The organism is Snodgrassella sp. ESL0304, from assembly GCF_013344995.1.
GTDB lineage: Bacteria > Pseudomonadota > Gammaproteobacteria > Burkholderiales > Neisseriaceae > Snodgrassella > Snodgrassella alvi.
In genome coordinates this window covers 60,379-86,005 of record NZ_JAAEDR010000013.1, presented here as the reverse complement: position 1 = coordinate 86,005, position 25,627 = coordinate 60,379, and the positions used below count along the sequence as shown (strand labels likewise).

Here is a 25,627-nt window from a genome sequence, read left to right as displayed (position 1 = left end):
AGTAATCCATGATTATTGATGTAACCGTTCCTATGCTTCCGGAAAGTGTGACCGAAGCTACCCTGATGACCTGGAATAAAAAAGTGGGTGATTTCGTACAGCGTGACGAAAACCTGATTGATCTGGAAACAGATAAAGTTGTACTGGAATTACCGGCTCAGCAGGCAGGTAAACTGGTTGAAATCATTGAAGCAGATGGTGCTACCGTAACTGCCGGTCAGTTACTGGCAAAAATCGATACTTCAGCTACTGCTGAAGCCACAGCTCCGGCAGCAGCCGCTGCTGAAACTGCTCCGGCAGCTGCTGCAACTCAGACTGCCGCTCCGGCTAATCAGTCTCAGGCTGGTGTTGCCATGCCTGCTGCTGCCAAACTGGCAGCCGAAAAAGGTGTGAATACTGCTAATATTCAGGGTTCAGGCCGTGACGGACGTGTACTTAAAGAAGATGTTGCCGCTGCTGCTTCAGCTCTGGCTGCTGCTCCGGTTATGGCAACCAGCAAAGCCTCTGCACCTTCTACAACCGGTGAACGTGTGGAACAGCGTGTACCTATGTCGCGTCTGCGTTCTCGTGTTGCTGAGCGCTTATTACAGTCACAGCACGAAAATGCTATTCTGACAACATTTAATGAAGTGAACATGAAGCCGGTTATGGATTTACGTAACCGTTATAAAGAACAGTTCCAGAAAGAGTATGGTGTTAAACTGGGCTTTATGTCTTTCTTTGTTAAAGCTGCTGTTGCCGCATTGAAAAAATATCCGGTTGTTAATGCTTCTATTGATGGTACTGATGTTGTATACCATGGTTATTTTGATATTGGTATCGCGATTGGCAGCCCGCGCGGCCTGGTTGTACCGATTCTGCGTGATGCAGATCAGATGAGCATAGCCGATATCGAACAGGCTATTCATGATTATGCAGTTAAAGCGAAAGACGGCAAGCTGGCACTTGAAGACCTGACTGGTGGTACCTTCAGTATTACCAATGGCGGGACTTTCGGTTCTATGATGTCTACACCGATTATTAATCCGCCTCAATCTGCTATTTTAGGCATGCATGCGACTAAAGAACGTGCTGTAGTAGAAAATGGTCAGGTTGTTGTACGTCCGATGATGTATCTGGCTCTTTCTTACGACCACCGTTTGATAGATGGACGTGAAGCCGTACTGACTCTGGTAGCTATTAAGGATGCTCTGGAAGATCCTGCCCGTCTGTTGCTTGAACTGTAAGCAAATAAACTGGCTGCTATAGTTAGTATTTTTATCTGGCAGGCAATAATAACAACCGTAATGATGGCCGCCACACATTATCAAATGGCGTTTGTGCCGCATTACGGTTTATTTTATCAGTCAGAAATATTCATGATTGAAAGGAATTTTAATGTCTCAATTTGACGTTGTGGTAATTGGTGCAGGTCCTGGCGGCTATGTCGCTGCTATTCGTGCAGCTGAGCTGGGTTTTAAAACTGCTTGTATTGATGCCGGCTTGAATAAACAGGGTGATGCACCGGCATTGGGCGGTACCTGTCTGAATGTTGGCTGTATTCCTTCTAAAGCTTTATTACAGACCAGTGAAAATTACCATGCAGCGCAAACTGAATTTGCCGAACATGGTATTGATGTTCAGGTTAAAGGCTTTGATGCCAGAAAAATGATTGAACGTAAAGATGCCATTGTAAGTAAACTGACTAATGGTATTGGTTTTCTGTTTAAAAAAGATAAAGTAGAAAGTATTTTTGGCCGGGGTTCTCTGCAAGGGCAGGCTGATGGTTTATGGCAGATTGAAGTTGATACTAATGGTAACAAGCAACAGATAACTGCCAAACATGTAATTGTGGCGACAGGATCTTTACCTCGCCCGCTGCCTTTAACTGAAATCGACAATGTTAATGTACTGGATAATGAAGGTGCGCTGAATCTTGAAGCGGTACCGGCTAAACTGGGCATGATTGGTTCCGGTGTTATCGGGCTTGAAATGGGTTCAGTTTGGAATCGTCTCGGTTCTGAGGTGACTATTCTGGAAGCAATGCCGTCCTTCCTTGCTGCAGCTGATCAGCAGGTAGCGAAGGAAGCTTTCAAAATTTTCACTAAAGAACAAGGTCTTAATATTCACCTTGGCGTAATGGTTAAAGAAATTGTTAAAGGTGAAAACAATGTCACTGTTAAATATACAGTTGACGGTGAAGAAAAAACTGAAACTTTTGATAAACTGGTTATTGCTATCGGACGTATTCCTAATACTAATGGTCTGAATGCTGAAGCTGTTGGTCTGCAAAAAGATGAACGTGGCTTTATTGTTGTTGATGATGAATGCCGCACCAATTTGCCAAACGTCTGGGCAATTGGTGACGTGGTTCGTGGTCCGATGCTGGCGCATAAAGCTTCCGCTGAAGGCGTTGCTGTGGCTGAACGAATTGCCGGTCAGAAACCTTTTGTAGATATGAACACTATTCCTGCGGCTATGTATACTCATCCGGAAATTGCATGGGTTGGCCAGACCGAAGAACAGCTAAAAGCTGCCGGTGTAAAATACAAAAAAGGTCAGTCCAGCTTTGCTGCCAACGGCCGCGCCCTGGGTATGGGTCAGGCTAAGGGATTTGTGAAAATTCTGGCTGATGCAGATACTGATCGTGTACTGGGTGTGCATATTATTGGACCTGTTGCATCAGAACTGATTGCCGAAGCCGTTATGGCAATGGATTTCAAAGCTTCCAGCGAAGATATTACCCGAATTGTTCACGCTCATCCTACTTTATCTGAAGTGACTCATGAAGCAGCATCTTCAGTTAAATAAGTTTTAAATATTGTCCAAAAATAGCCCGTATCCGTGAGGATACGGGTTTTTTAGTGGATTATTGTGTATTGCTTTTTTATCTATTTGTACTATTTATTTGTCCTATCTATTTGTATTATATAATTATTTTTGTAGGTTTTTGTTTTGTTTTATTGTAATATCTGTAATATTGCTATTTTATTCATTAGAAAAAACTAAATCAGGGAAGAAATATGGCGCATAATTACAGTATTTTTCATGTTGAAGAACCGTTCAATGAGTTATCTGCGGGTGCTTTAGCTCAAAAGGACTATTATTATTATAATCAGTTAAGAACATGGAAATTTAAGGATGAACTTTTTCCTTTTAATGATATACATCATAAAAAATATGATGTCCGTGACGGTAGCGACTGGGACAGTGTGTTAAAACCTCGTATTAAAGAGCGTCTGGACAAAGCTGATAATATAATTTTGTTTTTGAGTGAAAATACTTTTCAGTCCAGAGGGGTAAAAGAAGAATTGGAGTATGGTATAGGATATCTGAAATTACCGGTTATTGTGCTGTATGCAGACATACAGGATAAAAAACTTATGATGGTAGAGGGTAAAAAAGACATGAGTTTTAAGGTACATTATTTTATAAATAAATTACCCTTATTCAAACAATTGAAATCGCAAGTTCCTGTGTTGCATGTACCGCTAAATAAAGAAATGGTATCTAAAGCCTTAAAGAAAAATAATTTTGTTAAAAATAGTCATCTTAGTCCGAATAATTATATGCTAAATGATTAAAATATAATTATTTTTAATCGTTATAAATTTTAATGTATTTTAGAATCTGAATATTATTACCTATTAAGGTTAAAGAATTATTCCTGCCAGTGTTTTTTTATTTTATCAAGTGCTCTGCGATCACGTTTGGTGGGTCTGCCGTCCGGATATGCAGCAGTTATCTGACTTGCCTGATTTAAAGCCTTGATCTCTTCACGCTTAGCGATGCTATTGTTGTCTTCGCTATAAAGTAAACGGGCTTCAGGAGCCGGGCGGCGCATATGATTTAATCGTTTTACCTGAATTTTGTAAGGAAGAGAATTTAGAGTTAAATCAATGGTATCACCAATCTGAATATTCTTACTGTTTTTGACTTTGGCGCCGTTGACCTGTACCCGTCCCAGTTCAATGTGTTTTTGTGCCAGTGCGCGGGTTTTAAAGAATCTTGCAGCCCAAAGCCATTTATCCAGACGCATTGCTACTGTGCTGATATTGTTGCTGTTATTCATATAATTTATATATTCCTGCTTGTAATTTTTATTTATTTTAGTTGCTGATAATTGTTGGATTAAATAATTTAGCTTATTTAAAACAGATTTTGCGCGAAATGTATAAGTTTAATCCGGATTAACAGAAATTTTGTCGGTTATATTGAAAACTTGACGTAAATAAGCCAGAAAAGTGCTGTTGTCTGTCATGGTTTTACCTGGCGAATCCGATATTTTGGCCACAGACTGGCCATTACATTCAACAAGTTTTAATACGATATTCAATGGGGTTAAGCCCATATCATTGGTAAAATTGGTACCGATACCAAAGCTGGTTTTGAAACGGCTGTTAAAATGAATATATAAGTCCCACGCGCGTTGTAAATCCAGACTGTCGCTGAAAGTCAGCATTTTGGTACGGGTATCTATTTTGAATTTCTGATAATGGGCATAGGCTTTTTCACCCCAGATATACGGATCACCGCTATCGTGGCGCAGTCCATCAAATAATTTGGCAAAATACAGATCGAAATCACACAAAAATGCATCCATACCGACTACATCTGTTAAGGCAATACCCAAATCACCACGATACTCATGTACCCAGGCTTCCAGTGCCGCTTTCTGAAAATCACGTAACCGGACATCTAAAGCCTGAAAAGCCTGCAAAAATTCATGAGCCATAGTGCCAATCGGAATCAAATTGAGTTCTTTGGCGATATGTACGTTGCTGGTTCCTCTGAAAACGCCGGGAGCCGCCTCATGAAGGGTTTTAATCACATGTTTTTGCCATGAATAACGATAACGCCTCCGGGTACCAAAATCGGAAACAACAAAAGGAGAGTTGTAATGGTGCTGTTCATTTGCATAGTGATGAATCAGTTCGGCCTTTGCTTGCAGACGACGCTCTCCCTCTGCCAGTATTTCCGGAGATTCCAGCCGATGAAAGTACAATTCGTTAACAATAGACAGCACAAATATTTCGAAAAACATTGCCTGAATAATCGGTCCTTCAATGCGGATATTCAGGTATTGATTATCATCTACAGAAGTTTTGATAAAACGCCTTTTTAGTTGAAACAGCTCCATATAGTCGACGAAATCACTTTTAATAAAACGCAGGCTGCGCAAATATTGCAATTCATCTTCAGTGAATTTCATCTGGCATAGCCGGTCAAGCTCCCAGTCAAGTTCTTCTAAAATTTCACCAAGCGGGTAGGCTGTTTCATGATTGTTACGGCAACGAAACTCATAGACACCGGTTGCCTGAGGGAATTGATGCAATACTACCTGAAGCATAGTGAATTTATATAAATCTGTATCCAGTAAAGACTGGATAATGGGCGGACGGTTGGTATCTATGGTCATATTGCTGGAGCAATTCATAAAAATAATTAATATGTATTATGCAGAAATATATGTACTGAATTCTGTTTCAGGATTGTTACAGAATTTTTTATCCGCATCTCAAAATTTGAGCTCATTCATTTAACAATCCTCATTCATTCGGGGCTAAACTTTCCGCTCCTGTTTCCATTTGAGAAATGGGTTTTATCAGCATAGTTGTAATCTTTACCCGGCTGCTGTGCAGTTCGTTTGAATAACTGTAACATGATTTATTATTACAGTTGCGTTGCTTGAATATAATTTACTATCAGTATTGTTTCTGATCTGCTTTGGATTTGCTTAAACTGGGATTGAGCTTAATTTCATGTTCAGCCGAGATTTAATACTGTTTACTTTTGAAAAGCTTTTTATCAGTTAGCAATTGCCGGCATTTGCAGATGTGCCCGTGCAAAAGCTATGGGTTTATCTGACTGAGCCTGCCACATAGTTGCAGTAACATGTGAAATGCGCTTTCCGGCATGCATAATTTCACATTGTGCATAACTGTCTACAGGTTTACCGCTTAATAAATAATCCGTTGAGTAGTCAATAATCTGGGCAGATTCTTGCAGGTTTTGCTGCTCCATCAGATATAAGCTGATACAACTCTGTAAAAAGCCGCCAATCAGCCCCCCATGCAGTGCAGGCAGGAAAATGTTACCAATATTTTGTCTGGCAAAAGGCAAGCTGTACAGACGTTTATTAAGGCTATCCGTACCAATTTGCAGATTGATAGCTGCACAGTACGGTATGCACTGATGAGCTTGAATAGTCAGCTGTTCATCCGGTTGAAAAATTGTTGGGTTCATTTTGCCTGCTCCTGTTGCAGATACGCCTGTAATGCTTGCTGTTCTGCTTGGGTTAACGGGTTATGAATAAAAGTAGACATTCCCAGTGCAAATGGCCGGGTTTCATCATTTTGAAAGCAATGGCTGCGGATAAAGGCAATTGAACCTTCCTGCCGGTAACAGTGTGCACGTACATGTATAGGCTGATCAGGCACTGGCTGCATCAGATAATCTATGCGCATATCCAGTGTAGCAGTCGTTTCAAACTGTTGAAACAATGCTGCTAATGTACAGGCGGAAGCCATATCTACCAGAGTAGTAATAACGCCGCCATGAATATTGCCGGTTTTCGGACTTTCCAGCAATTCGTCGCGCCAGTCTACCGAAATAACAGGTTCATCTGTACTACTGTCACCGTAGATTTTTAACCAGCGGCAATGCGGAATATTTAAGTAATGATTAAACAGAGTTTGAAATAATACAGGGTTAGCAGGCATAAGATTATCCTGATTGGAATATTAACTGTTATATTAGGGTTTTTTACAGTTATTGTCACTAGAATGCTGGTTTATTAATCAATTCTTGATTGTTGCCGGATTCGATACCGGCAGTCTGGATAGAGATCGGATCTCCAGTACTATGCTGGGTAATAAATACAAGCCCTTCTTTGGCCAGTTCCAGTAATGCTATGAAGGTGGTGACAACCAATGCCATACTGTCGTCATGCTTAAAGAGTTCTGTGAAATAACAGTGCTGCCGGGTTTGCAGGAAGCGCAGGACAACGGTCATCTGAGCCCGTACTGATAATGTTTCTTTGACCACATTATGGCTACGATTGTGCTGAGAGCGGGCAAGTATCGCCAGCCATGCCCGGGATAAATCAGCTACTTGTACATGCGGTGGTTGCGTTACGGCTACCAGTTCAACTGGTAACCATGCCCAGCCGAAATCACGTCCGGCACGGGGTAAAGCATCCAGACCGGCTGCAGCCAGCTTCATTTGCTCATAGGCAAGCAGACGGCGAACCAATTCAGCACGCGGATCGGCTACTTCTTCTTCGCTGGCGGGCGGAGCAGGGAGAAGTAAACGGGTTTTAATTTCAATCAGCACCGCAGCCATTAGCAAATATTCAGCGGTTAAATCCAGCTCATGCTGTTGCATCTGATGAATATAGGACAAATACTGCTCAGTAACAGTAAGCATGGGAATATCCAGTACATCAATATTTTGCTTACGAATCAGATACAGTAATAAATCGAGCGGACCTTCAAAGCTTTGTAATACCACTTGAAGTGCATCCGGGGGAATAAACAGGTCCTGTGGAATTTCGGTAACAGGCTGTCCGAAAAGCATAGCAACGGTTTTATCCGCTATACTTTCTTTACTCATGTTATGGTTCAGTGTTTGCACAGATATTCCAGACAAGCCTGAGTACAGCGCAAACCGAAGCTGGCTGTTACTACTATGGAGGCGCCATAACCGGCGCAGGAAAGACCTTGCGGAGCAGTTTGTTCTGTTAGGCAGATACCAGATTGAGGCGGAGTTATAGCCTCGCTGGAATAAATACAGGGGATGTGCATTTTATCTGCTGGCTGACGGCTAAAACCATAGTGTTTACGTAATGTATAACGCATATTTGCCAGCATGCGGTCATGGGTTACTCTGCTTAAATCAGCGCATTGAATCAAACCGGCATCTTTTTGTCCGCCTGCTCCCCCGGAAACAATAAAAGGCTGGTTTCGGGAGGTAAAAAATGCAGCCATGGCCGCTTTTACGCGTACCTGATCAATAGCATCTATTACGAAATCGAACGGCTGGCTGAATATATGTTCGATATTATCTGCTTCCACAAAATCTTCAATGCAGGTAACCTGACAATCTGGATTAATATCAGCAATACGTTCGGCCAGAGCTTCGACTTTGGGTTTGCCAATCAGGCTGATTAAGGCTGGAAGCTGGCGATTGATATTTGATTCGGCTACATTATCCAGGTCAATCAGGGTCAGATAACCAATACCACTTCGTGCCAGAGCTTCTACTGCCCATGAGCCGACGCCGCCCACTCCGACTATACACACATGAGCCGAGGCAAAACGCTGTAGGCAATCTTCACCGTACAGTCTGGCAATGCCGCCGAAGCGACGTTGATAATTTGTAGAAAAAGTGAGTATATGCGACACGTAAATTAAATCCGTAAAGCTGTTTTGTACAGGTAATGGTATTATACTGTATCTGCCATGTGATTCGAATTGCTAAAAAGATAGGAGGGTTTCATGTATAGACATTTACTGGTAGCGGTAGATGGCAGCCATACTTCGGAAAATGCTTTAGATCATGCTATTGGTCTGGCTAAGGGTGAGGATGCAGAATTAACTGTCGTGAATGTTGCCAATCCGACTGAATATATGGCTTTGGCTCCTGAGTTTCTCCAGCATGAAAGTTATGAAGCTGCTGCGTTGTCAGAAGGCAATACTGTACTGGATGCAGCAATCGAAAAAGCAAAAGCAGCTTTACCGGAAAATAAAGTTCACCGGCATTTGCTGATTGCCAATAAAGGGGCAAGAGAAATGGCTCAGATGCTGGTTGATTACGCTGACGGACATGGCAGTGATCTGATTATTCTTGGTACTCACGGACGCAGTGGTCTGATGCATTTGTTAATGGGTAGTTTTGCCGAAACTGTCATGCGTGAAACCAATCTGCCGTTACTGATTATTCGCAGTGAATCCAAAAATGAAGGTTAAATAGTTTGATTTTATAAGTTAGTATAAAGTCACAGCTGAAAAATAAAGCTGAATCCGTAACAAATCGGGTTCAGCTTTTTAGCTATTTATCTGAATTGCATTAACCGCACAATAACTTAAAAAGTATTCTGGCAAATTTAGCGAATATATTTTTTATGAATATCTCTGAATAGCGGGTTATTGGCACTACCCAGCCATTCAAATGCAATCATCTCACGGCTGACAATTTCACAACCAGCCTCCTGCATTCGTGCCAGACCTAATTTAACATCTTCCGGTTTGCGAGAGCTGACTGCATCAGCAACCACAAAAACCTCATAGCCATGTGCGCGCAGATCCAGAGCTGTCTGCAGAACACAGATATGAGCTTCAATACCGGATATGATGATCTGGTTAGCCTGTTGCAGGCTGTCTTCATTCAGCACACCGGCAGCATATACAGAAAAACTTTGTTTCTGGACAATTCTTGCTTGTGGTGCAGCAGTGATGATTTCTTCACGAGTTGCACCGATTTTATCGACACAATGTTCACTGATTAGGGTAGGAATCGCCATATCATGCGCCAGACCGGCCAGCCAGATATTATTGGCCAGCAATTCTTCCGTGTTGTTTAAAGCAGGCAACAGGCGTGTTTGTAAATCAATCATTAATACTGCGGAACGTTTACTGTCTAACAACATAATGTGCTTTCAGAAAGGTTAAATAATCTGCATGTAAATTATGCAGTATTTATATGTAGCTTAAGGTAAACACAGGTTAATCAGAGCAATAATGCTCACTGGCTGTACTAGCGGGCGGGGACGGTACCCATGCGTTCTGTCAGGGTGGTTCTGGGTTCACCAAACAGATTGGCGTAATAAGTCGTATTGGCCATTACATTTTTAACATAAGTTCGCGTTTCATCAAAAGGTATCGTTTCCGCATAAATTGCTCCTTCAAGAGGCGTATTAGCCTGCCAGCGACGAGCACGTCCGGGGCCGGCATTGTAGCCGGCTGTGGCCAATACTTCATCGGCAAATTGTTTACGTACGCTACTCATATACCATGTACCCATACGAATATTTCCGCTCATGGTATACAGCTCGCTGCTGTCCATACCCAGACGTTTGGCTATATCGCGAGCTGTAGCCGGCATGACCTGCATCAGTCCGGTCGCGCCAACACTGGATCGTGCACCAATCATAAAACGGCTTTCCTGCCGGATTAAGCCATACACCCAGGCAGGATCGATGCCGACTTGCTGAGCAAACGGAACAGTCAGTTCTTTAAATGGTGCCGGATAGCGCAATTCATAATTAAGCTGGTTATCAGCCCGGTCTGCACTATAGATACTCATTTCATAAAAACCATTGTTTTCGGCTAATGTTGCGGCAGCAATTAAGGTGTCATCATTGAAATTACGTGTCGCATAGCGCCATTCCTGCTGAGCCTGACGTCGCATTGTCCAGTTGTTTTCAGCCTGTGCAGTTTTAAATAAAGTCAGGGAACGGTCAATATTGCCATCAGTTGCTATTTTGCCTTGAATTTGCTGGCTACTTTTAGCAACAGTGTTTTGAACACTTGCTTTGCTCCCGAGTGCTTCTTTTGCAAGCAGAGAATAAAAGTTGTGTCCGCGTTTGGCAGTTTGTTCGAATATTTCCCGTGCCTGATTATTTTGCCCTAATGCACGGTAGCTGCGTGCCAGCCAGTACTGCCATGTAACCTGTTGCTGCAAAGCTTCCGGCATGCTGCGGATAATATTATTCAGTTTCTGCCAGCGTTGTAACCGCAGCGCAGAACGGGCATACCATTCCCACATTTCATTATTCATCTGTGCCGGATCGGCACGGTCGAAATATGTCAGTGCATTTATAGAATTCAAACTATAAGCCTGCGCCAATCCCAATTGCCCCCAGCCAAAACCGATTTGTTCTTTAGTCAGACTGGCTGATATTTGCATTAATGTGTTTGCAGCACTGTCTTTACTGCGGTTTTCTTTATTGGTTACCTGATATAACAAAGCTTCCTGTGCGCCCTGACTGTTTCCTGCGCTGGCATTCAACGGATCAGGTAAAGGACTGCCCAAAGCCTGAGCCAGATTACGTGCATTTGTAATTTGATTCAGTGCAAGCAGATAACGTACACGCCGCCAGCCATTTTGTGCATTAATTTGCTGGCTGGCAGCAGCTTGTACAAGCAGGCGATTACATCCTGTCGGCAGATTACCCGTTTCCTGACTCAGATTAGCGATCAGGCTGGAATCACTTTCTATACCACCTTGTACCGCATAGCAACGGGTTTCCATATCACGGGCATTTTTATCCAGTAAAGCATATTGCTGACGAAAAACAGCCCAGTTTCCCCTTTTTCCCAATTGCTGTAACCAGTTATTACGAATATTGTTACTCATTGCACTGTCCGGCTGACCGGCCAGGAATTGAGCAGGTAAAACATCATCTCCGTCTTTAACTGCCTTAAGGGCATTCTGATATTGCTGGAAGCTGCTAATAATTTTATCTGGTGTTTCGCTGGCCTGAGTCCCCGGCAGAACCGCATTACCTGTATTAGTATTGATTGGCTGGACAGCTACTTCATGCTGGTTGCTGCATGCTGTTATTAAAAGCACAGTACCAGAAATCAGACGATGCCGTTGAACTAATAATTTTGATTTCAGCATTATTAAATGTTTTATCAATTTTTTTCCTTCACTTTTTCTCATAATGTAATTTATTTTTTCCAGTAAGCTGGCGTAAAGAGTATAAAAACAGTAAAAATTTCCAGACGGCCAAGTAGCATAATCATAATACATAACCACTTTTGAATGTCTGAAAGAAAAGCAAAATTATTGGCTGGCCCTACAGCACCCAGTCCGGGGCCGGCATTAGTAATACAACTTATGGCAGCGGTAAGTGCAGACAGAAAATCCAGTCCGCTGATCATCAGTGCAAAGCTGAATAAAATAATAGTCAGCACATATACAAATACAAAGGCCATTACTGTCAGTGCACGCCGGTCAGGAATGTTGCTGCCGTTTATTTTAACCATACTGACAGCATTTGGATGCAGCATCAGCAGCATTTCTCTCAGACTGAATTTAAATAATACAATAGCTCGTACCGTTTTGATACCGCCACCGGCTGAACCGCCATTAGACAGTATATTGGACAGAAAAAACATCCATAATGAAGCAATTAAAGGCCATTTAGCAAAATCGGTATTTGAGTAACCGTTTGCCAGCCCGATTGAAATCAGATTGAAACTGGTGTAGCGAAATGCTTCTGAAAAAGAATAAAAGCTATGCCACCACAGATACAGGCTGATACCGACAATGCTGAATAAGAGTACACATAATAAAACTCTTACCTCTTCATCACGCCAGTAATAACGTAATGAGCCTTTCTGTAATGCATTAAAATGATTACTGAAATTGATTGCGCCTAATAAGGTAGCAATACTAAGAATTATTTCAATCGGAACGGAATGAAAATAGGAAATACTGTTGTCGTGGGTAGAAAATCCGCCCAGTGAAAAAGCGGACATGGCATGACAGACAGCATCAAACCAACTCATTCCGGCCAGACGCAACGCCAGTAAAGCGACTATAGTAAATAAAACATAGACACCCCATAAACGTTTAGCCGTTTCAGAAATACGCGGTGCCATCTTACTGTCTTTATTTACACCGGGTATTTCTGCTTTAAATAGCTGTGTACCTCCTACGCCGAGCATTGGCATCACCGCAACAGCCAGTACAATAATACCCATGCCACCCAGCCAGTTAAGCATGTGTCGCCAGAAATTCAATGATGGCGCAAGTGAATCCAGACTGGTAATAATGGTAGCACCGGTAGTAGTCAGCCCTGAAATAGCTTCAAAATAGGCGTTAGTAAAGCCTAGTCCGGGTAAATAAATATAAAAGGGCAGACAGGCGATCAGCGCAAAGCCAATCCACAGCATAAATACAAGTGTATAACCATCACGCGGTCGCAATTCACGGTTATAGCGCATGGTTAATAACCATGCTACTACACATACACTCATGCAAATGCCGGCAGTAAAAGCAAAGGCTGGAAACACATGATCCATATAGATTAAAGAAACAATCGTCGGAGCAAGCAGTAACAAGGAAAACAGAAAACCGGTTTTAGCCACAATATGTGCCGTAGGCGCAATTTTATTTAGAAAACCTGATTCCTTGTGATGCAAAACAAAGCGATTGGTAAAATGGCTCATAGTCTGGCAGCCTTAAGCAAAAAAGCCCAGTTTGACCTGAATCATTTTTTCCAGATCCTGAACAGCCTTACGCCGAGCGATAAAAAATATAACGTGATCTCCATCTGTGAGAACTGTATCCTGATGATACATAATTAATTTTTCATTGCGTATGACTGCACCAAAATAACAGCCGGCTGGCAGGCGCAGTTGAGTCATGGTGCGTCCGATTAACTTAGATGTATGGCGATCTCCGTGCAGCACTACTTCAATCGCTTCTGCAGAACCGCGGCGTAGCGGATAAACTGCCATAATATCGCCCAGATGTACATGAGTCAGGATAGAACCAATCGTAATTAAATGCGGAGATATCACAATATCAATGGCACTTCCCTGCAATAAATCAACGTAGCTGGAGCGATTAATAATCGCCATTACTCTTTTCGCACCGAGATTTTTAGCCAGCATTGCCGACATGATATTATTTTCATCATCATTAGTAAGTGCACAGAACACATCTATTTCATCGATATATTCGTTTTCCAGCAGACTTTCGTCTGATCCATTGCCTACCAGCACAAGAGTATTGTTCAGGTTTTCCGCCAGCCATTCGGCACGGTTTTGTTTCCGTTCAATAATCTTGATATCCAGCTGAGTTTCCAGTTGTCTGGCAACACGATAGCCAATATTTCCGCCACCGGCAATCATAATCCTGCGAGTGCGTTTGTTAATCGGGCGCAGCTCACGCATGATGTTTTCAAGATAGGCTGTGGGTGTAAGAACAAAAACCTCATCATCTTCCTGTATGACTGTACTTCCGGTGGGAACGAGCAGATGATTATTGCGGTAGATAGCACAAATCTGACAATCTACACCTTCTTCCAAATGCTGTTTCAGGTTACTGATAGGCTGATTGACCAGCATACCGCCATTCTGAGCACGAATTACCAGTAAACGAATTTTATCGTGTGCAAATCGCAGAATTTGCAGCGCACTGGAATGTAGTAATAAATTGACAATTTGCTCTGTTACCAGTTGCTCCGGACTAATGGCTTCAGTGATGTTGAATAAATCCAGACTGGTTTTATAATTATTATTACCGGTTTCGAATTCAACAAAATCGCTGTAGCGAATCCGGGCTATACGGTTAGGTGTATTGAATAGAGCATAAGCAATCCGGCAGGCTGCCATATTGGTTTCATCATTCTGAGTTAATGCTAATATCATGTCTGCATCCTGTGCACCGGCTGCCGATAATACAGAAGGCCAGGCACCATTACCTACAATCGTTTGTACATCAAGGCGCTGGTTAATTTGCTGCAAGGCACTCTCATTGATATCAATAATAGTGACATCATTATTGGTCATTCTGGCCAGATTACTGGCGATAGTTGAACCAACCTGCCCGCAACCGAGTATCAGGATTTTCACGTTATTTACATCACCTCAGTGGTACCTTCTTTATTGTAGCCTTTGTGCTGAATGGTGGAAATATTGGTGTAAAACTACGACACTTATGTTAATTGAATATTAAAGATAGCAGAAAATCCAAATAGATTTAAAACTGATAAGAATAATATTTAAATAATTGAATCTATGTATTAATAATAATTCAGACGAACACGGATGGCGGTTGAAAATTGCAGTATGGAATACTTCAATGTATTATTAAGTTAAATTAATCATATGTAAATTAATGTAATACAATACAATAAAACCCATTATTACATTTTTAGCTAAATGTAAGGCATTTAAAAGTGTTAATTTTCAATTTACTTTTATACTTGGATAAATTATGAATTTAATCAGGCTTAAACCGAAATTAATTACTCTGGCATCTGTTTTAATGGCTTTGAGTGGTTGCGCTCAGGTTGCAGAAGTAATGGGTTATGATACTCAGACATTAAATGCCGCTGCTGCCAAAAGTTATACTCAGATGATGGGGGAGGCTAAAGCCAAAGGTGAAATTGAAACCAATACTCCTGTTGCGAAGCGTGTACATACAATATTTCAGCGATTAGTACCTTATGCTAATGAAGCTAATCAGACAGGAGTTCCATTTGACTGGCAGCTTAATGTAATTAATAGTGAAATACCAAATGCCTTTGCAATGCCGGGTGGAAAAATGGTGGTTTATACCGGTATTGTTAATCGTCTGAATCTGAGTGATGATGAAATTGCGGCAATTATTGGTCACGAAATGACGCATGCTCTTCAGGAGCACAGCAAAAAAGCTGCCGGTCAGCAAATTCTGACTAGTGTTGCTCTTGAAATAGGTAGTTCTGCCTTACAGTCAAAAACAGGTGCCAGTGCCAACAATGTAGGCATTTATAAAGATGTTTTAAATCAGTTTGGGCTGACCCTGCCTTTCTCACGTCATCAGGAAAGTCTGGCAGATGCCGGCGGGCTGAAACTAATGGCACAGGCTGGATATGATCCGCATGCAGCCATTACGGTATGGGAAAAAATGAATAAAGTTATGGGTAACAACCGTGGTACAAGCTTACTTTCTACTCACCCGAGCAATGATGCCCGTATTAATGCACTAAAGAAAATGCTGCCAGAGGTATTACCTGTTTATGAGCAGGCCAGACAAAATAATATAGCAATAAAGTCACAGCCAGTTACTGCACAGAATATTCAGCGAGTCAATAATTTCCGCAAAGGAACGGTTAAAAAGAAAAAGCGTTCCTGAAACAAACTGATCAGGATGTAATTTTTTATCCTAATTCCTGTTTTTGTGTTTAGTGCAGCCTGTCTAAGGCTGCTTTTATTTTAATCTTTACATTTTCTTATCCTGACTACATTCGACTACAAATTGTTTCAATCGTCCCTGTTTTCGGTTATCATTCAGGTTATTGCATTGGGAATGCATAATAAATTTACAAGAAAAATTTAAAAAACCATTACATTAAGGACATTCAAGATGTTAGAAGCCTACCGCGCAGCCGCTGCTGAACGCGAAGCTCTGGGTATTCCGCCATTGCCGCTTACAGCTAAGCAAACAGAAGAGTTGGTTGAATTGCTGAAAAATCCTCCCAAAGGAGAAGAAAAATTTCTGGTTGAGCTGCTGTCGCATCGTGTACCGCCGGGTGTAGATGATGCATCTAAAGTAAAAGCATCCTTTCTGGGCGCAGTTGCAGAGAAAACTGTTACCAGTCCGTTAATTACACCGACTTTCGCTGTTGAATTGCTGGGTACCATGCTGGGTGGATATAACGTCCGGCCTTTAATAGAATTTCTTGATAATGAAGAATTGGCTTCTACTGCAGCCAATGCCTTAAAACATACCTTACTGATGTTTGATGCATTCCACGATGTAGAAGAAAAAATGCGTGCTGGTAATCAGTATGCAAAGGAAGTCATTGAATCATGGGCTAATGCAGAATGGTTTACTGCGCGTGAAAAAGTTCCGGAAAAAATCACGGTCACAGTATTTAAAGTAGTAGGTGAAACCAATACCGATGATTTATCACCTGCACCTGATGCGTGGAGCCGTCCGGATATTCCTTTGCATGCACTGGCTATGCTTAAAAATCCGCGTGAAGGTATTCAACCTGATAAACCGGGTGAGGTGGGACCAATCAGACAACTGGCTGAGCTGAAAGCCAAAGGTAATCTGGTTGCCTATGTAGGTGATGTAGTTGGTACAGGTTCGTCACGTAAATCAGCAACAAATTCCGTAATCTGGCATACCGGTAAAGATATCCCTTATGTACCGAATAAACGCTTCGGTGGCGTATGTCTTGGTGGCAAAATTGCTCCGATTTTCTTCAACACACAGGAAGACTCAGGTGCATTGCCTATAGAAGTTGATGTATCCAAATTGGAAATGGGCGATGTAGTTGATATTTTGCCTTATGAAGGCAAAATTATCAAAAACGGCGAAACAGTTGCTGAATTCGAATTGAAATCTCAGGTAATTCTGGATGAAGTTCAGGCGGGTGGGCGTATTAATCTGATTATTGGTCGTAGTTTGACTGCTAAAGCCAGAGATGCACTAAATCTGGGGCATTCAGAAGTTTTCCGCTTGCCACAGTCTCCGGCGCCAAGCAAAGCCGGTTTTACTCTGGCACAAAAAATGGTTGGCCGCGCTTGTGGTTTGCCGGAAGGTCAGGGTATTCGCCCGGGTACTTATTGTGAACCGCGCATGACGACAGTCGGTTCACAGGATACTACAGGTCCTATGACCCGTGATGAGCTGAAAGATCTGGCCTGTCTGGGGTTTAGTGCGGATTTGGTGATGCAATCTTTCTGCCATACCGCCGCTTATCCGAAACCAGTTGATGTTAAAACCCATAAAGAATTGCCGGTATTCATGTCTTCACGCGGTGGTGTGGCACTGCGTCCGGGTGACGGCATTATTCATTCATGGTTGAACCGCATGCTGCTACCCGATATGGTAGGTACTGGTGGTGATTCACATACACGCTTTCCGTTGGGTATTTCATTCCCCGCTGGTTCCGGTCTGGTAGCTTTTGCTGCTGCAACCGGTGTTATGCCGCTGGATATGCCGGAGTCAGTACTGGTACGCTTCTCCGGTAAAATGCAGCCGGGTATTACTTTGCGTGATTTGGTTAATGCTATTCCCTTGCAGGCTATTAAAGAGGGGTTACTTACCGTTGCCAAGGCAGGTAAAAAGAATATTTTCTCTGGCCGAATTCTGGAAATCGAAGGTTTACCGGATTTGAAAGTTGAACAGGCCTTTGAGCTCACAGATGCTTCTGCAGAGCGTTCAGCTGCCGGCTGTACGGTAAAACTGCACAAAGAACCTATTGAGGAGTATCTCAAATCCAATATCGTATTGCTGAAAAACATGATTGCCAATGGTTATCAGGATGCAAGGACACTGAAACGCCGTATTGAAAAAATGGAGCAATGGCTGGCAGAACCGAAATTACTTGAAGCTGATGCAGATGCAGAATATGCTGCCATTATCGATATCAATATGGATGAGATTAAAGAGCCTATTCTAGCTTGCCCGAATGATCCGGATGATGTGAAAATCTTGTCTGACGTGGCTGGTACACATATCGATGAAGTATTTATCGGCTCATGCATGACAAATATTGGTCATTATCGTGCCGCCTCAGCATTACTGGATGGTAAATCTGATCTGCCAGTCCGGCTGTGGGTAGCTCCTCCTACCAAGATGGATGCCAAAGAGCTGTCTGATGAAGGGTATTACGGTATTTTGGGTCGGGTAGGTGCGCGTATGGAAATGCCAGGCTGTTCTTTATGTATGGGTAATCAGGCACAGGCAAGAGAGGGATCAACTGTCGTTTCAACCTCTACCCGTAATTTTCCGAATCGACTGGGTAAAAATACCAAGGTATATCTAAGCTCAGCCGAACTGGCAGCCATCTGTTCAAAACTGGGACATATTCCGAATATCGATGAATATCGCGAAAATATTGCCATTATCAATGATAAAGGTATTGAAATTTATCGTTATATGAACTTCAATGAAATTCAGGAATATGTAGATGTAGCGGCTAAAGTAGATGCCTAAGATGTAACATATATACTGATTGCTTTATAAAAGGCTGCCGGTAACGACAGCCTTTTTATTGGCTTAAATTTTTTATGGCAATATCAAACCTGAATAAACTTTCTGTTTGAGTAGTTTTCAAAATGTTAAGATTAAATAATTTTTCAGATTACTGTTATAATAATTGATAGCATTTTAGCAATAATATTAATATTTTAAGCCTACATCATATATATTTAGTACGCCTATATAAATATTAATTGTATCTATCCGCATATAAATTATTTAGGCTGGTCACAATTTTCATCTAAGATAACAAAGATAGTTTCTCATGACGAAGGATAATAAATGAATATCGCCTCTAGCATCACCGATTTAATTGGTAATACACCACTGGTACAGTTGAATCGTCTAAGTGCGGGTTTACCGGGTAAAGTTGTAGTCAAACTGGAATTTTTTAATCCGGGCAATAGTGTTAAGGATAGAATAGCAGCCAGTATGATTGATGCTGCAGAAAAGGCCGGTAAAATTCATTCTGATACAGTGATTGTAGAGCCGACAAGCGGTAATACCGGTATTGGGCTGGCTATGGTTTGCGCTGCACGCGGATATAAACTGATTATTACCATGCCGGAAACAATGAGTAAAGAACGGCGTATGTTATTGCGTGCTTTTGGCGCTGAGCTGGTATTAACGCCCGGAGCAGAAGGCATGTCTGGTGCCATTGCCCGTGCACAGGCTTTCGTTGATTCAGACCCGAAAAAATATTTTATGCCGCAACAGTTTGAAAATCCGGCTAATCCTGAGATTCACCGTGAAACTACTGCGCAGGAAATATGGCATGATACCGATGGCAAAATCGATATTTTCGTAGCCGGTGTCGGTACAGGAGGTACCATAACCGGGGTAGGGGAAGTATTGAAAGAGAAGAAACCTGAAGTAGAAATTTATGCAGTTGAACCCGAAGCTTCTCCGGTATTGTCCGGTGGTTGCAAGGGGCCTCACCCGATTCAGGGTATTGGCGCGGGTTTCATCCCCAAAACTCTGAATACCAAAATATATGATGGTATTATTGAAGTGCCAAACGAAGTTTGTTTTGATACCGCTCGTGACATGGCATCTAAAGAAGGTATTCTGGTCGGTATATCTTCCGGTGCTGCCGTATGGGCTGGCCTGCAGCTTGCAGCTAAACCGGAAAACAAAAATAAACTGATTGTAGTTTTAATTCCTTCTTATGGTGAGCGTTATCTCTCTACACCACTATTTGCAGATCTTGCCTGATAATTTATTTGTCTGAATAATGCCGAACCAGAAAACAACTGGTTCGGTTTTTTATTACAGTCATGGCTGTGTTACAATTGTAAACGATATATGTACAGCCACACGCTTAAGCTAGCTGGCTTTTAATTTTGTTTTAAGCAATATTTTCAAGCAATATACTGAGTAAACAAATGATGAAAAAAACATTAGCATTATGTGTCGTTGCAGCCTTTTTGGGTGGTTGTTCATCTGTTAAAAACCCTTTAACGGCTAAGAATAATAAAGAAGTTAAACCAGTACAGGTGGTAGATGGTACTGGAAGTAACGAATTTCATTTAGCCAGCAGTCATTGGTCTGATGTGGCACGAATCCGTGATGAAGCTACCCGCCTGAGCTTTCAGGTTTCACAGGGAAGCATGACCAAAGTTCAGGCTGCACAATTACTGGATCAGTTTCGCATTGCTCAGGTAGGGCATAACATGGTAGATGATGACATGTATGCCATTTATTTACGCAGTGTGGTTGAAAGTCAGCAAGGTTCAATCGATACAGCACAATCAAAAGCTTATATTCAGAATGCTTTATCAGGCTGGCAGCAGCGCTGGCCGGTAATGCGCTCCAAACCGGCTAATCCGGCATTCACCAACTTCCTGATGGAAGTGATGAATATGAAGCCACTTCAATAAATCATTTAATGTTATAGCTAAATACCCTGCCAAAATAGTTTAGCAGGGTATTGTTTTATTCATAGATACAGTTTCTTTGATAGCATAAAAAAGCAGCCTTTAACAAGACTGCCTGCTGTGAAAATATGGACTTAATTACTTAATAAGTTAGGCGGGATTTTAGCAGCTTGAAATAAAGTAAATTCTAAATCAACAAGATCATAAACACAGAATGGATCTGACTTCATAATGTTTTTGACTTCTTCAATTGAGTCACTCATTACTATAATAATAGCACCAGTTTTATTGTCTAAAGGACCTGATGCTATAAACTTATTTTTAGCAAAATACTCATCTAAAAATTTATTATGTTCTTCAAATTTAGCTAGTAGTTCTTCCAGCGGTTTTTTGAATTTGAAAGTTACTATAATCATTAAGTACTCCTCGTATTTTAAATTATTGAAGTAAATCTTTAGCAGAATTTTTCAATGCCAGAAAATTTTGCTTATTCAAGTGAATCACTCATTACTATGCCGCGACGCTTTTAATGACTTCATATAAAGAATTTAATCAAAAGCTTTTGTGGACATTCCTATCAGGTGCAATAAATTCTTTTTCAATATAGAAATGGTCTATATTCCTATTCGGATAAGCTAATGTACCTCATTGCCGCATAGAAATGGCAAGTCTGTTCATTCCATTCATCAGCGATATCGCAAATGTAAGGTCAGATATCTCTGTATCATTGAAGTAATTTTTTAATAACTCAAACGACTCATCGTCGGCGTGGCTTGTCGATATTAGTGTTAACTGCTCTGCCCAGTTCAGTGCCGCTTGTTCTTTTTTTGAAAATTGATCACTAACACGCCATCCGGCCACTTCAGATATGCGGCGCTGCGTTTCACCAGCTTTTAGCAAGGAATTTGTATGTAGATTCAGGCAATATGCACATCCATTAATTTGAGAAACTCTGAGATAGACCAACTCAATAAGATTCTGTTCAACAACGCTTTTCTCAAGGGCGACTTTCACGGCTCTAAAACCACTCATGAGTTCTGGCGATAAGTCAAAATATTTCATTCTAAGATTTTTCATGTTCTCATCTCCTTATTATCATTATTGTTTGCTAAATATATTAATAACGCAGCGGCACAACAAACTATAACATTAAAATTACTCATCATTTTTACCACAAATAATATTAACATATTTGCAATAATAATGATTTTGTTCTTTACGTTAATAATATCACCAGTTTTATTGTCTAAAGAACCTGATGCTATAAACTCATTTTTAGCAAAATATTAATCTAAAATTTATTATGTTCTTCAAATTTAGCTACTAATTCTTCCAACGTTTTTTATTGAAGTAAATCTTTAGCAAAATTTTTCAATACCAAAAAATTTGGCTTATGAAGACATCATTAATTATATAAAAAAGGGTTAAAAAAGCAGTTAATTGCTCTTTTAAAAATGCATTAGGATTATCTAATGCATTTATTTTTAATGTTTTTTAAACAATTTCAGCTTTTTCAATGATCACATTTTCAACTGGTACATCCTGATGCGGGCCATGATTACCGGTTTTAACGCCTTTAATTTTATCAACCACATCCTGTCCTTCAACTACCTTACCAAATACAGCGTATCCCCAACCGTGTAAATCCGGTTTAGTATGGTTCAGAAAATCATTATCTTTTACATTGATGAAAAATTGTGCGCTGGCTGAATGAGGCTGCATGGTACGAGCCATTGCAATAGTATAGCGATCGTTTTTCAAACCATTATTGGCTTCATTTTCAATCGGTTCATGAGTGGGTTTTTGTTGCATATCTTTATCAAAGCCGCCACCCTGAATCATAAAACCGTCGATAACCCGATGAAAAATGGTACCATCATAAAAGCCTTCACGAACATAGCGTTCGAAATTTTCAGCGGTTTTGGGTGCTTTCTTATGGTCAAGCTCAATACCGATAACACCAAAATTCGTAGTTAATTTAATCATTAAAATCTCCTGAGGGGAGTAAAATAAAAAAATTGCAGAATGATCTGCAACGGTTAGTCTGCATTATGCATAGCAGTAACGTAGTCTACTTCTTCCTTGCTGCCAAGTACAACGGCTACACGCTGATGCAGGCCTTCTGGCTGAATATCAAGAATGTTCTGACGGGTGTTTGTAGCAGCCCCTTGAGCTTGCTCAACCAGTAAACTCATAGGATTTGCTTCATACATTAAGCGTAGCTTACCAGGTTTATCAGGATTGCGATTATCCTGCGGATAAGTAAAGATACCGCCGCGAATAAGAATCCGGTGCACCTCGGCTACCATCGATGCCACCCAGCGCATATTATAGTCTTTTCCGCGACAGCCACTTTTACCTGCCAGCAACTGAGCAATATAATTTTGCATAGCTGGCTGCCAGTGGCGCTGATTAGACATATTAATAGCAAATTCAGCTGTAGATACTGGTATCTGCGGATTTTCCTGAGTCAGTTGAAACTGGTTATGTTCATTCAGAGTAAACATGGCAATACCATGTTTCAATGTCAGTACCAGAATGGTTTGCGGTCCGTACAGCACATAACCACTGGCAAGCTGTAGCCGGCCGGATTGTAAAAAGCTTTCTGTAGTAAGCGCACCATCCGGCTTAGCCAATACCGAAAAAATAGTCCCGATTGATATGTTCACATCAATATTGGAACTTCCATCCAGTGGGTCGAATAACACCAGAAACTGTCCATTCTGACTGGCTGTAACAAATGAATCCTCTTCCTCGCTGGCCAGTCCGGCAATAGCCGGATTAGCAGAGAGGGTATCAATCATAATCTGATTGGATAAAACATCCAGTTTTTTCTGCTCTTCACCTTGTATATTACCAGTATGAGCACTGCCCAGAATATTATCCAGAGCGCCCATGCGTATTTCACGATTAATGTGTAGACAGGCCTGACTAATGCTCGTAATCACATCAGGCAAATTCGATGTAACAGCATATTTTTGCTGCTGCTGTTGCAGATAATCAGACAGTAAAACAGACATGCGAATACTCCCTTTTAAAACTCACTGTTATTATACATTTCTTAAGTATTATTCAGCTCGTTTAATCACTATATACATTAGATTTTATTTATCTTTGAATGATTTTTTTCAGAAAATCAATGAAGTTATTCAGCGATAATGATTGCGGATTTCCACTTTAATCCGATCTTCTTGATTTATTTATTACAGGCCGGATACACTTCGCATGAAAGCTTACAGAATAGCTTTAACTTTTCTCGACTAAATAACAGACTCTGCTAACCATAAATTATTTATATTCAGGCAATCACAGAGTTAAGAACGAAATGTGCGCTGTCATCCTGAGCCAGTAGCCGAGTCATTGCCGGTAATACCTTTTCCAGTATCCCGGGCAATGTGTACGGCGGATTGATAATAAACATACCACTGCCGTGCATACCAAAACCATCCGGGCGTGGTGCGTGTACATACAATTCTGCCTGAACAAAATTATCGGGAGCCAGTTTTTGCAGATTTTGGGGTAATTTCAGACTTTCACCACGGCTCAGACATGGATACCATATTAAATAACAGCCACTAGCAAATTTTTTCAGGGCGGTCTTAAGCGTGTCTGTTACCTGTTGGTAATCTTGCTTCAATTCATATGGGGGATCAATTAATACGACTGCACGCCGGCTTGGCGGGGGTAGCATAGATAGCAGACCTTTAAAGCCATCATCGCAAAACACTTGAGCACGATTTGGCTGTTTAATATTACGCATATTATTACGCAATAATTCTGCATCCGCGGGATGTAATTCAAACAGGCGCAGACGATCCTGTTCACGAGCCTGAGCCTGAGCCAGCCATGGGGAGCCGCAATAAAGATTTGTATCATCCGGCAGGCAGGAGACAACAGCATTACGGAATTGTTTTAAACTATTATCCAGATTAGTTGCAGCCAGAAGCCTGCCGATTCCCTCCCTGTATTCACCAACTTTCTGAGCTTCTTTACTGATCAGGCTATATAGCCCTGCACCTGCATGAGTATCAACATAGCAAAAAGGTTTGTCTTTCAGTTTGAAATATTCCAGTACTGTCATCAGACAATAATGTTTAAGAATGTCGGCATGATTACCGGAGTGAAAAGCATGGCGATAGCTGAGCATGTGCAATAACTGCTGTAGGACTGATTAATTTAGCCTGTTATTGTACCGAATTTACCGGCACGGGCAAAAAAATCTGTATTAAAGCACTTTTCTGATTTATCTTTCCCTTGCGCTAGATTACACAAGATTAAGCTGATACTGTGCTTAATCAATTAGAAAATATGACTACTAAAAGAAAAAAGCGAATGAATTACACACTTTATATCGGCAATAAAAATTATTCTACCTGGTCAATGCGGCCATGGGTAGTCATGAAGCATTTTCAGATAGACTTTACTGAGCATCTGGTACGCTTTGACAGTTTTGCACCCGATTCGGTTTTTAAACAAACCATACTGCCGCTCAATCCTTATGGTACTGTGCCTGTATTAACAGATGATGATCTGATTGTCAGTGATTCTCTGGCAATTTGTGAATATCTCGCAGAGCAACATCCGGAACTGGCATTATGGCCGCAAGACTATAAAGCCCGTGCCAGAGCTAGAAGTATAGTGGCTAAAATGCATAATGGATATAATCATATACGCCGGCATTTTCCTATGAATATCGAGGCAGTGTTGCCTGAAACCGGCCAGATTATCCTGCGGGATTTTCCCGCAGTAAAACAAGAAATTGATTTCCTTGATCAGCATTTGTCATCATTTCTGGCTGTATCTCAAGGGCCGTTTCTGTTTGGTAAATTCAGTATTGCCGATGCTTTTTATGCACCCATGTGTTTAAGATTAAAAGGTTTCCAAATTCATACTTCAGCAATCCTGACTGATTATATAAATGCATTATGTGCCAATGAAGCAGTAGCAGCATGGATTGCCCAGGCACTTGAAGAAAAAGATTTTATTGCTATGGATGAACCTTATCGCATAAAGCGATGAAAAAATTCTGAACATATAAAGCAGACAGCCTGATC

Annotated in this window: 24 protein-coding genes; 9 read left to right on the top strand and 15 right to left on the bottom strand. The window is 41.3% G+C overall.

Translation table 11 applies throughout. The annotated features are described in order from the left end of the window. Positions 1–8: 8 nt before the first annotated feature. The 3 genes from odhB to GYX91_RS06155 all read left to right on the top strand — a co-directional run bounded on the left by odhB (position 9) and on the right by GYX91_RS06155 (position 3,563). Complete coding sequence (gene odhB, locus GYX91_RS06165) at positions 9–1,226, top strand: 2-oxoglutarate dehydrogenase complex dihydrolipoyllysine-residue succinyltransferase (RefSeq protein ID WP_174830231.1); 1,218 nt, start codon at positions 9–11, stop codon at positions 1,224–1,226. 151 nt (positions 1,227–1,377) lie between these two features. Next, complete coding sequence (lpdA, locus tag GYX91_RS06160; RefSeq protein ID WP_084587276.1) at positions 1,378–2,790, top strand: dihydrolipoyl dehydrogenase; 1,413 nt, start codon at positions 1,378–1,380, stop codon at positions 2,788–2,790. 212 nt (positions 2,791–3,002) lie between these two features. Continuing rightward, positions 3,003–3,563: a toll/interleukin-1 receptor domain-containing protein gene (locus GYX91_RS06155; RefSeq protein ID WP_037395175.1), complete on the top strand. Its 561-nt coding sequence runs from the start codon at positions 3,003–3,005 to the stop codon at positions 3,561–3,563. A gap of 77 nt (positions 3,564–3,640) precedes the next feature. On the opposite strand, the gene GYX91_RS06150 is transcribed toward GYX91_RS06155, so the two are convergent. The 6 genes from GYX91_RS06150 to GYX91_RS06125 all read right to left on the bottom strand — a co-directional run bounded on the left by GYX91_RS06150 (position 3,641) and on the right by GYX91_RS06125 (position 8,375). Beyond that, on the bottom strand, positions 3,641–4,051 hold the full coding sequence (locus tag GYX91_RS06150; RefSeq protein WP_096765525.1) for an RNA-binding S4 domain-containing protein: 411 nt from the start codon (positions 4,049–4,051) through the stop codon (positions 3,641–3,643). A gap of 108 nt (positions 4,052–4,159) precedes the next feature. Next, positions 4,160–5,398 (bottom strand): nicotinate phosphoribosyltransferase, encoded by a 1,239-nt coding sequence (gene pncB, locus GYX91_RS06145; RefSeq protein WP_174830229.1) that lies wholly within the window; start codon positions 5,396–5,398, stop codon positions 4,160–4,162. 389 nt (positions 5,399–5,787) lie between these two features. Next, positions 5,788–6,225 carry a PaaI family thioesterase gene (locus GYX91_RS06140; RefSeq protein ID WP_174830226.1) on the bottom strand — a complete coding sequence of 146 codons (438 nt, stop codon included), beginning with the start codon at positions 6,223–6,225 and terminating at the stop codon, positions 5,788–5,790. Continuing rightward, positions 6,222–6,701 (bottom strand): PaaI family thioesterase, encoded by a 480-nt coding sequence (locus GYX91_RS06135; protein WP_174830224.1) that lies wholly within the window; start codon positions 6,699–6,701, stop codon positions 6,222–6,224. Before GYX91_RS06135 ends, GYX91_RS06140 begins: the two co-directional genes overlap by 4 nt. Before the next feature lie 58 nt (positions 6,702–6,759). Further along, positions 6,760–7,593, bottom strand: a complete 834-nt coding sequence (locus GYX91_RS06130) for a ScpA family protein (RefSeq protein ID WP_084564381.1) — start codon at positions 7,591–7,593, stop codon at positions 6,760–6,762. A gap of 8 nt (positions 7,594–7,601) precedes the next feature. Beyond that, the gene (locus GYX91_RS06125; protein ID WP_174830333.1) at positions 7,602–8,375 is read right to left on the bottom strand and encodes a ThiF family adenylyltransferase; all 774 of its coding nucleotides are present in this window, start codon (positions 8,373–8,375) and stop codon (positions 7,602–7,604) included. 102 nt (positions 8,376–8,477) lie between these two features. Here GYX91_RS06125 and GYX91_RS06120 point away from each other — a divergent pair, with 102 nt between their 5' ends. Continuing rightward, complete coding sequence (locus GYX91_RS06120; protein WP_037395164.1) at positions 8,478–8,948, top strand: universal stress protein; 471 nt, start codon at positions 8,478–8,480, stop codon at positions 8,946–8,948. Positions 8,949–9,085: 137 nt separating this feature from the next. Here the strand turns inward: GYX91_RS06120 and GYX91_RS06115 are convergent, their stop codons facing one another. The 4 genes from GYX91_RS06115 to trkA all read right to left on the bottom strand — a co-directional run bounded on the left by GYX91_RS06115 (position 9,086) and on the right by trkA (position 14,570). Next, entirely contained in the window at positions 9,086–9,628 is a 543-nt protein-coding gene (locus GYX91_RS06115) for an isochorismatase family protein (RefSeq protein ID WP_174830222.1), read from the bottom strand. A gap of 107 nt (positions 9,629–9,735) precedes the next feature. Beyond that, positions 9,736–11,604, bottom strand: a complete 1,869-nt coding sequence (locus GYX91_RS06110) for a lytic transglycosylase domain-containing protein (protein WP_174830221.1) — start codon at positions 11,602–11,604, stop codon at positions 9,736–9,738. Between the two features lie 50 nt (positions 11,605–11,654). Further along, entirely contained in the window at positions 11,655–13,160 is a 1,506-nt protein-coding gene (locus GYX91_RS06105) for a TrkH family potassium uptake protein (RefSeq protein ID WP_025330868.1), read from the bottom strand. Between the two features lie 12 nt (positions 13,161–13,172). Beyond that, positions 13,173–14,570, bottom strand: coding sequence for a Trk system potassium transporter TrkA (trkA, locus tag GYX91_RS06100; protein ID WP_174830219.1), 1,398 nt, complete (start codon positions 14,568–14,570; stop codon positions 13,173–13,175). Between the two features lie 364 nt (positions 14,571–14,934). On the opposite strand from trkA, the gene GYX91_RS06095 reads away from it, so the two are divergent. From GYX91_RS06095 to GYX91_RS06080, 4 genes are all read left to right on the top strand, one after another. Further along, a complete protein-coding gene (locus GYX91_RS06095; protein WP_174830217.1) occupies positions 14,935–15,834 on the top strand; it encodes a M48 family metallopeptidase in 900 nt (299 codons plus the stop codon). A gap of 231 nt (positions 15,835–16,065) precedes the next feature. Beyond that, positions 16,066–18,651 carry a bifunctional aconitate hydratase 2/2-methylisocitrate dehydratase gene (acnB, locus tag GYX91_RS06090; protein ID WP_174830215.1) on the top strand — a complete coding sequence of 862 codons (2,586 nt, stop codon included), beginning with the start codon at positions 16,066–16,068 and terminating at the stop codon, positions 18,649–18,651. 327 nt (positions 18,652–18,978) lie between these two features. Beyond that, a complete protein-coding gene (gene cysK, locus GYX91_RS06085; protein ID WP_025330864.1) occupies positions 18,979–19,911 on the top strand; it encodes a cysteine synthase A in 933 nt (310 codons plus the stop codon). Positions 19,912–20,084: 173 nt separating this feature from the next. Further along, the gene (locus GYX91_RS06080; protein WP_084564387.1) at positions 20,085–20,576 is read left to right on the top strand and encodes a prokaryotic membrane lipolipid attachment site family protein; all 492 of its coding nucleotides are present in this window, start codon (positions 20,085–20,087) and stop codon (positions 20,574–20,576) included. Between the two features lie 131 nt (positions 20,577–20,707). On the opposite strand, the gene GYX91_RS06075 is transcribed toward GYX91_RS06080, so the two are convergent. The 5 genes from GYX91_RS06075 to GYX91_RS06055 form a co-directional block, all read right to left on the bottom strand. Further along, the gene (locus tag GYX91_RS06075; protein WP_174830213.1) at positions 20,708–20,989 is read right to left on the bottom strand and encodes a YciI family protein; all 282 of its coding nucleotides are present in this window, start codon (positions 20,987–20,989) and stop codon (positions 20,708–20,710) included. 229 nt (positions 20,990–21,218) lie between these two features. Next, the gene (locus GYX91_RS06070; RefSeq protein WP_174830211.1) at positions 21,219–21,650 is read right to left on the bottom strand and encodes a carboxymuconolactone decarboxylase family protein; all 432 of its coding nucleotides are present in this window, start codon (positions 21,648–21,650) and stop codon (positions 21,219–21,221) included. A 417-nt stretch (positions 21,651–22,067) separates the two neighbouring features. After that, on the bottom strand, positions 22,068–22,559 hold the full coding sequence (locus tag GYX91_RS06065) for a peptidylprolyl isomerase (RefSeq protein WP_084564389.1): 492 nt from the start codon (positions 22,557–22,559) through the stop codon (positions 22,068–22,070). 53 nt (positions 22,560–22,612) lie between these two features. Next, complete coding sequence (locus tag GYX91_RS06060; protein ID WP_084586357.1) at positions 22,613–23,593, bottom strand: class 1 fructose-bisphosphatase; 981 nt, start codon at positions 23,591–23,593, stop codon at positions 22,613–22,615. Between the two features lie 278 nt (positions 23,594–23,871). After that, positions 23,872–24,720 (bottom strand): 23S rRNA (adenine(2030)-N(6))-methyltransferase RlmJ, encoded by an 849-nt coding sequence (locus tag GYX91_RS06055; protein WP_174830209.1) that lies wholly within the window; start codon positions 24,718–24,720, stop codon positions 23,872–23,874. Positions 24,721–24,905: 185 nt separating this feature from the next. Here GYX91_RS06055 and GYX91_RS06050 point away from each other — a divergent pair, with 185 nt between their 5' ends. Beyond that, complete coding sequence (locus tag GYX91_RS06050) at positions 24,906–25,592, top strand: glutathione S-transferase family protein (RefSeq protein WP_174830208.1); 687 nt, start codon at positions 24,906–24,908, stop codon at positions 25,590–25,592. Positions 25,593–25,627: the final 35 nt, after the last annotated feature.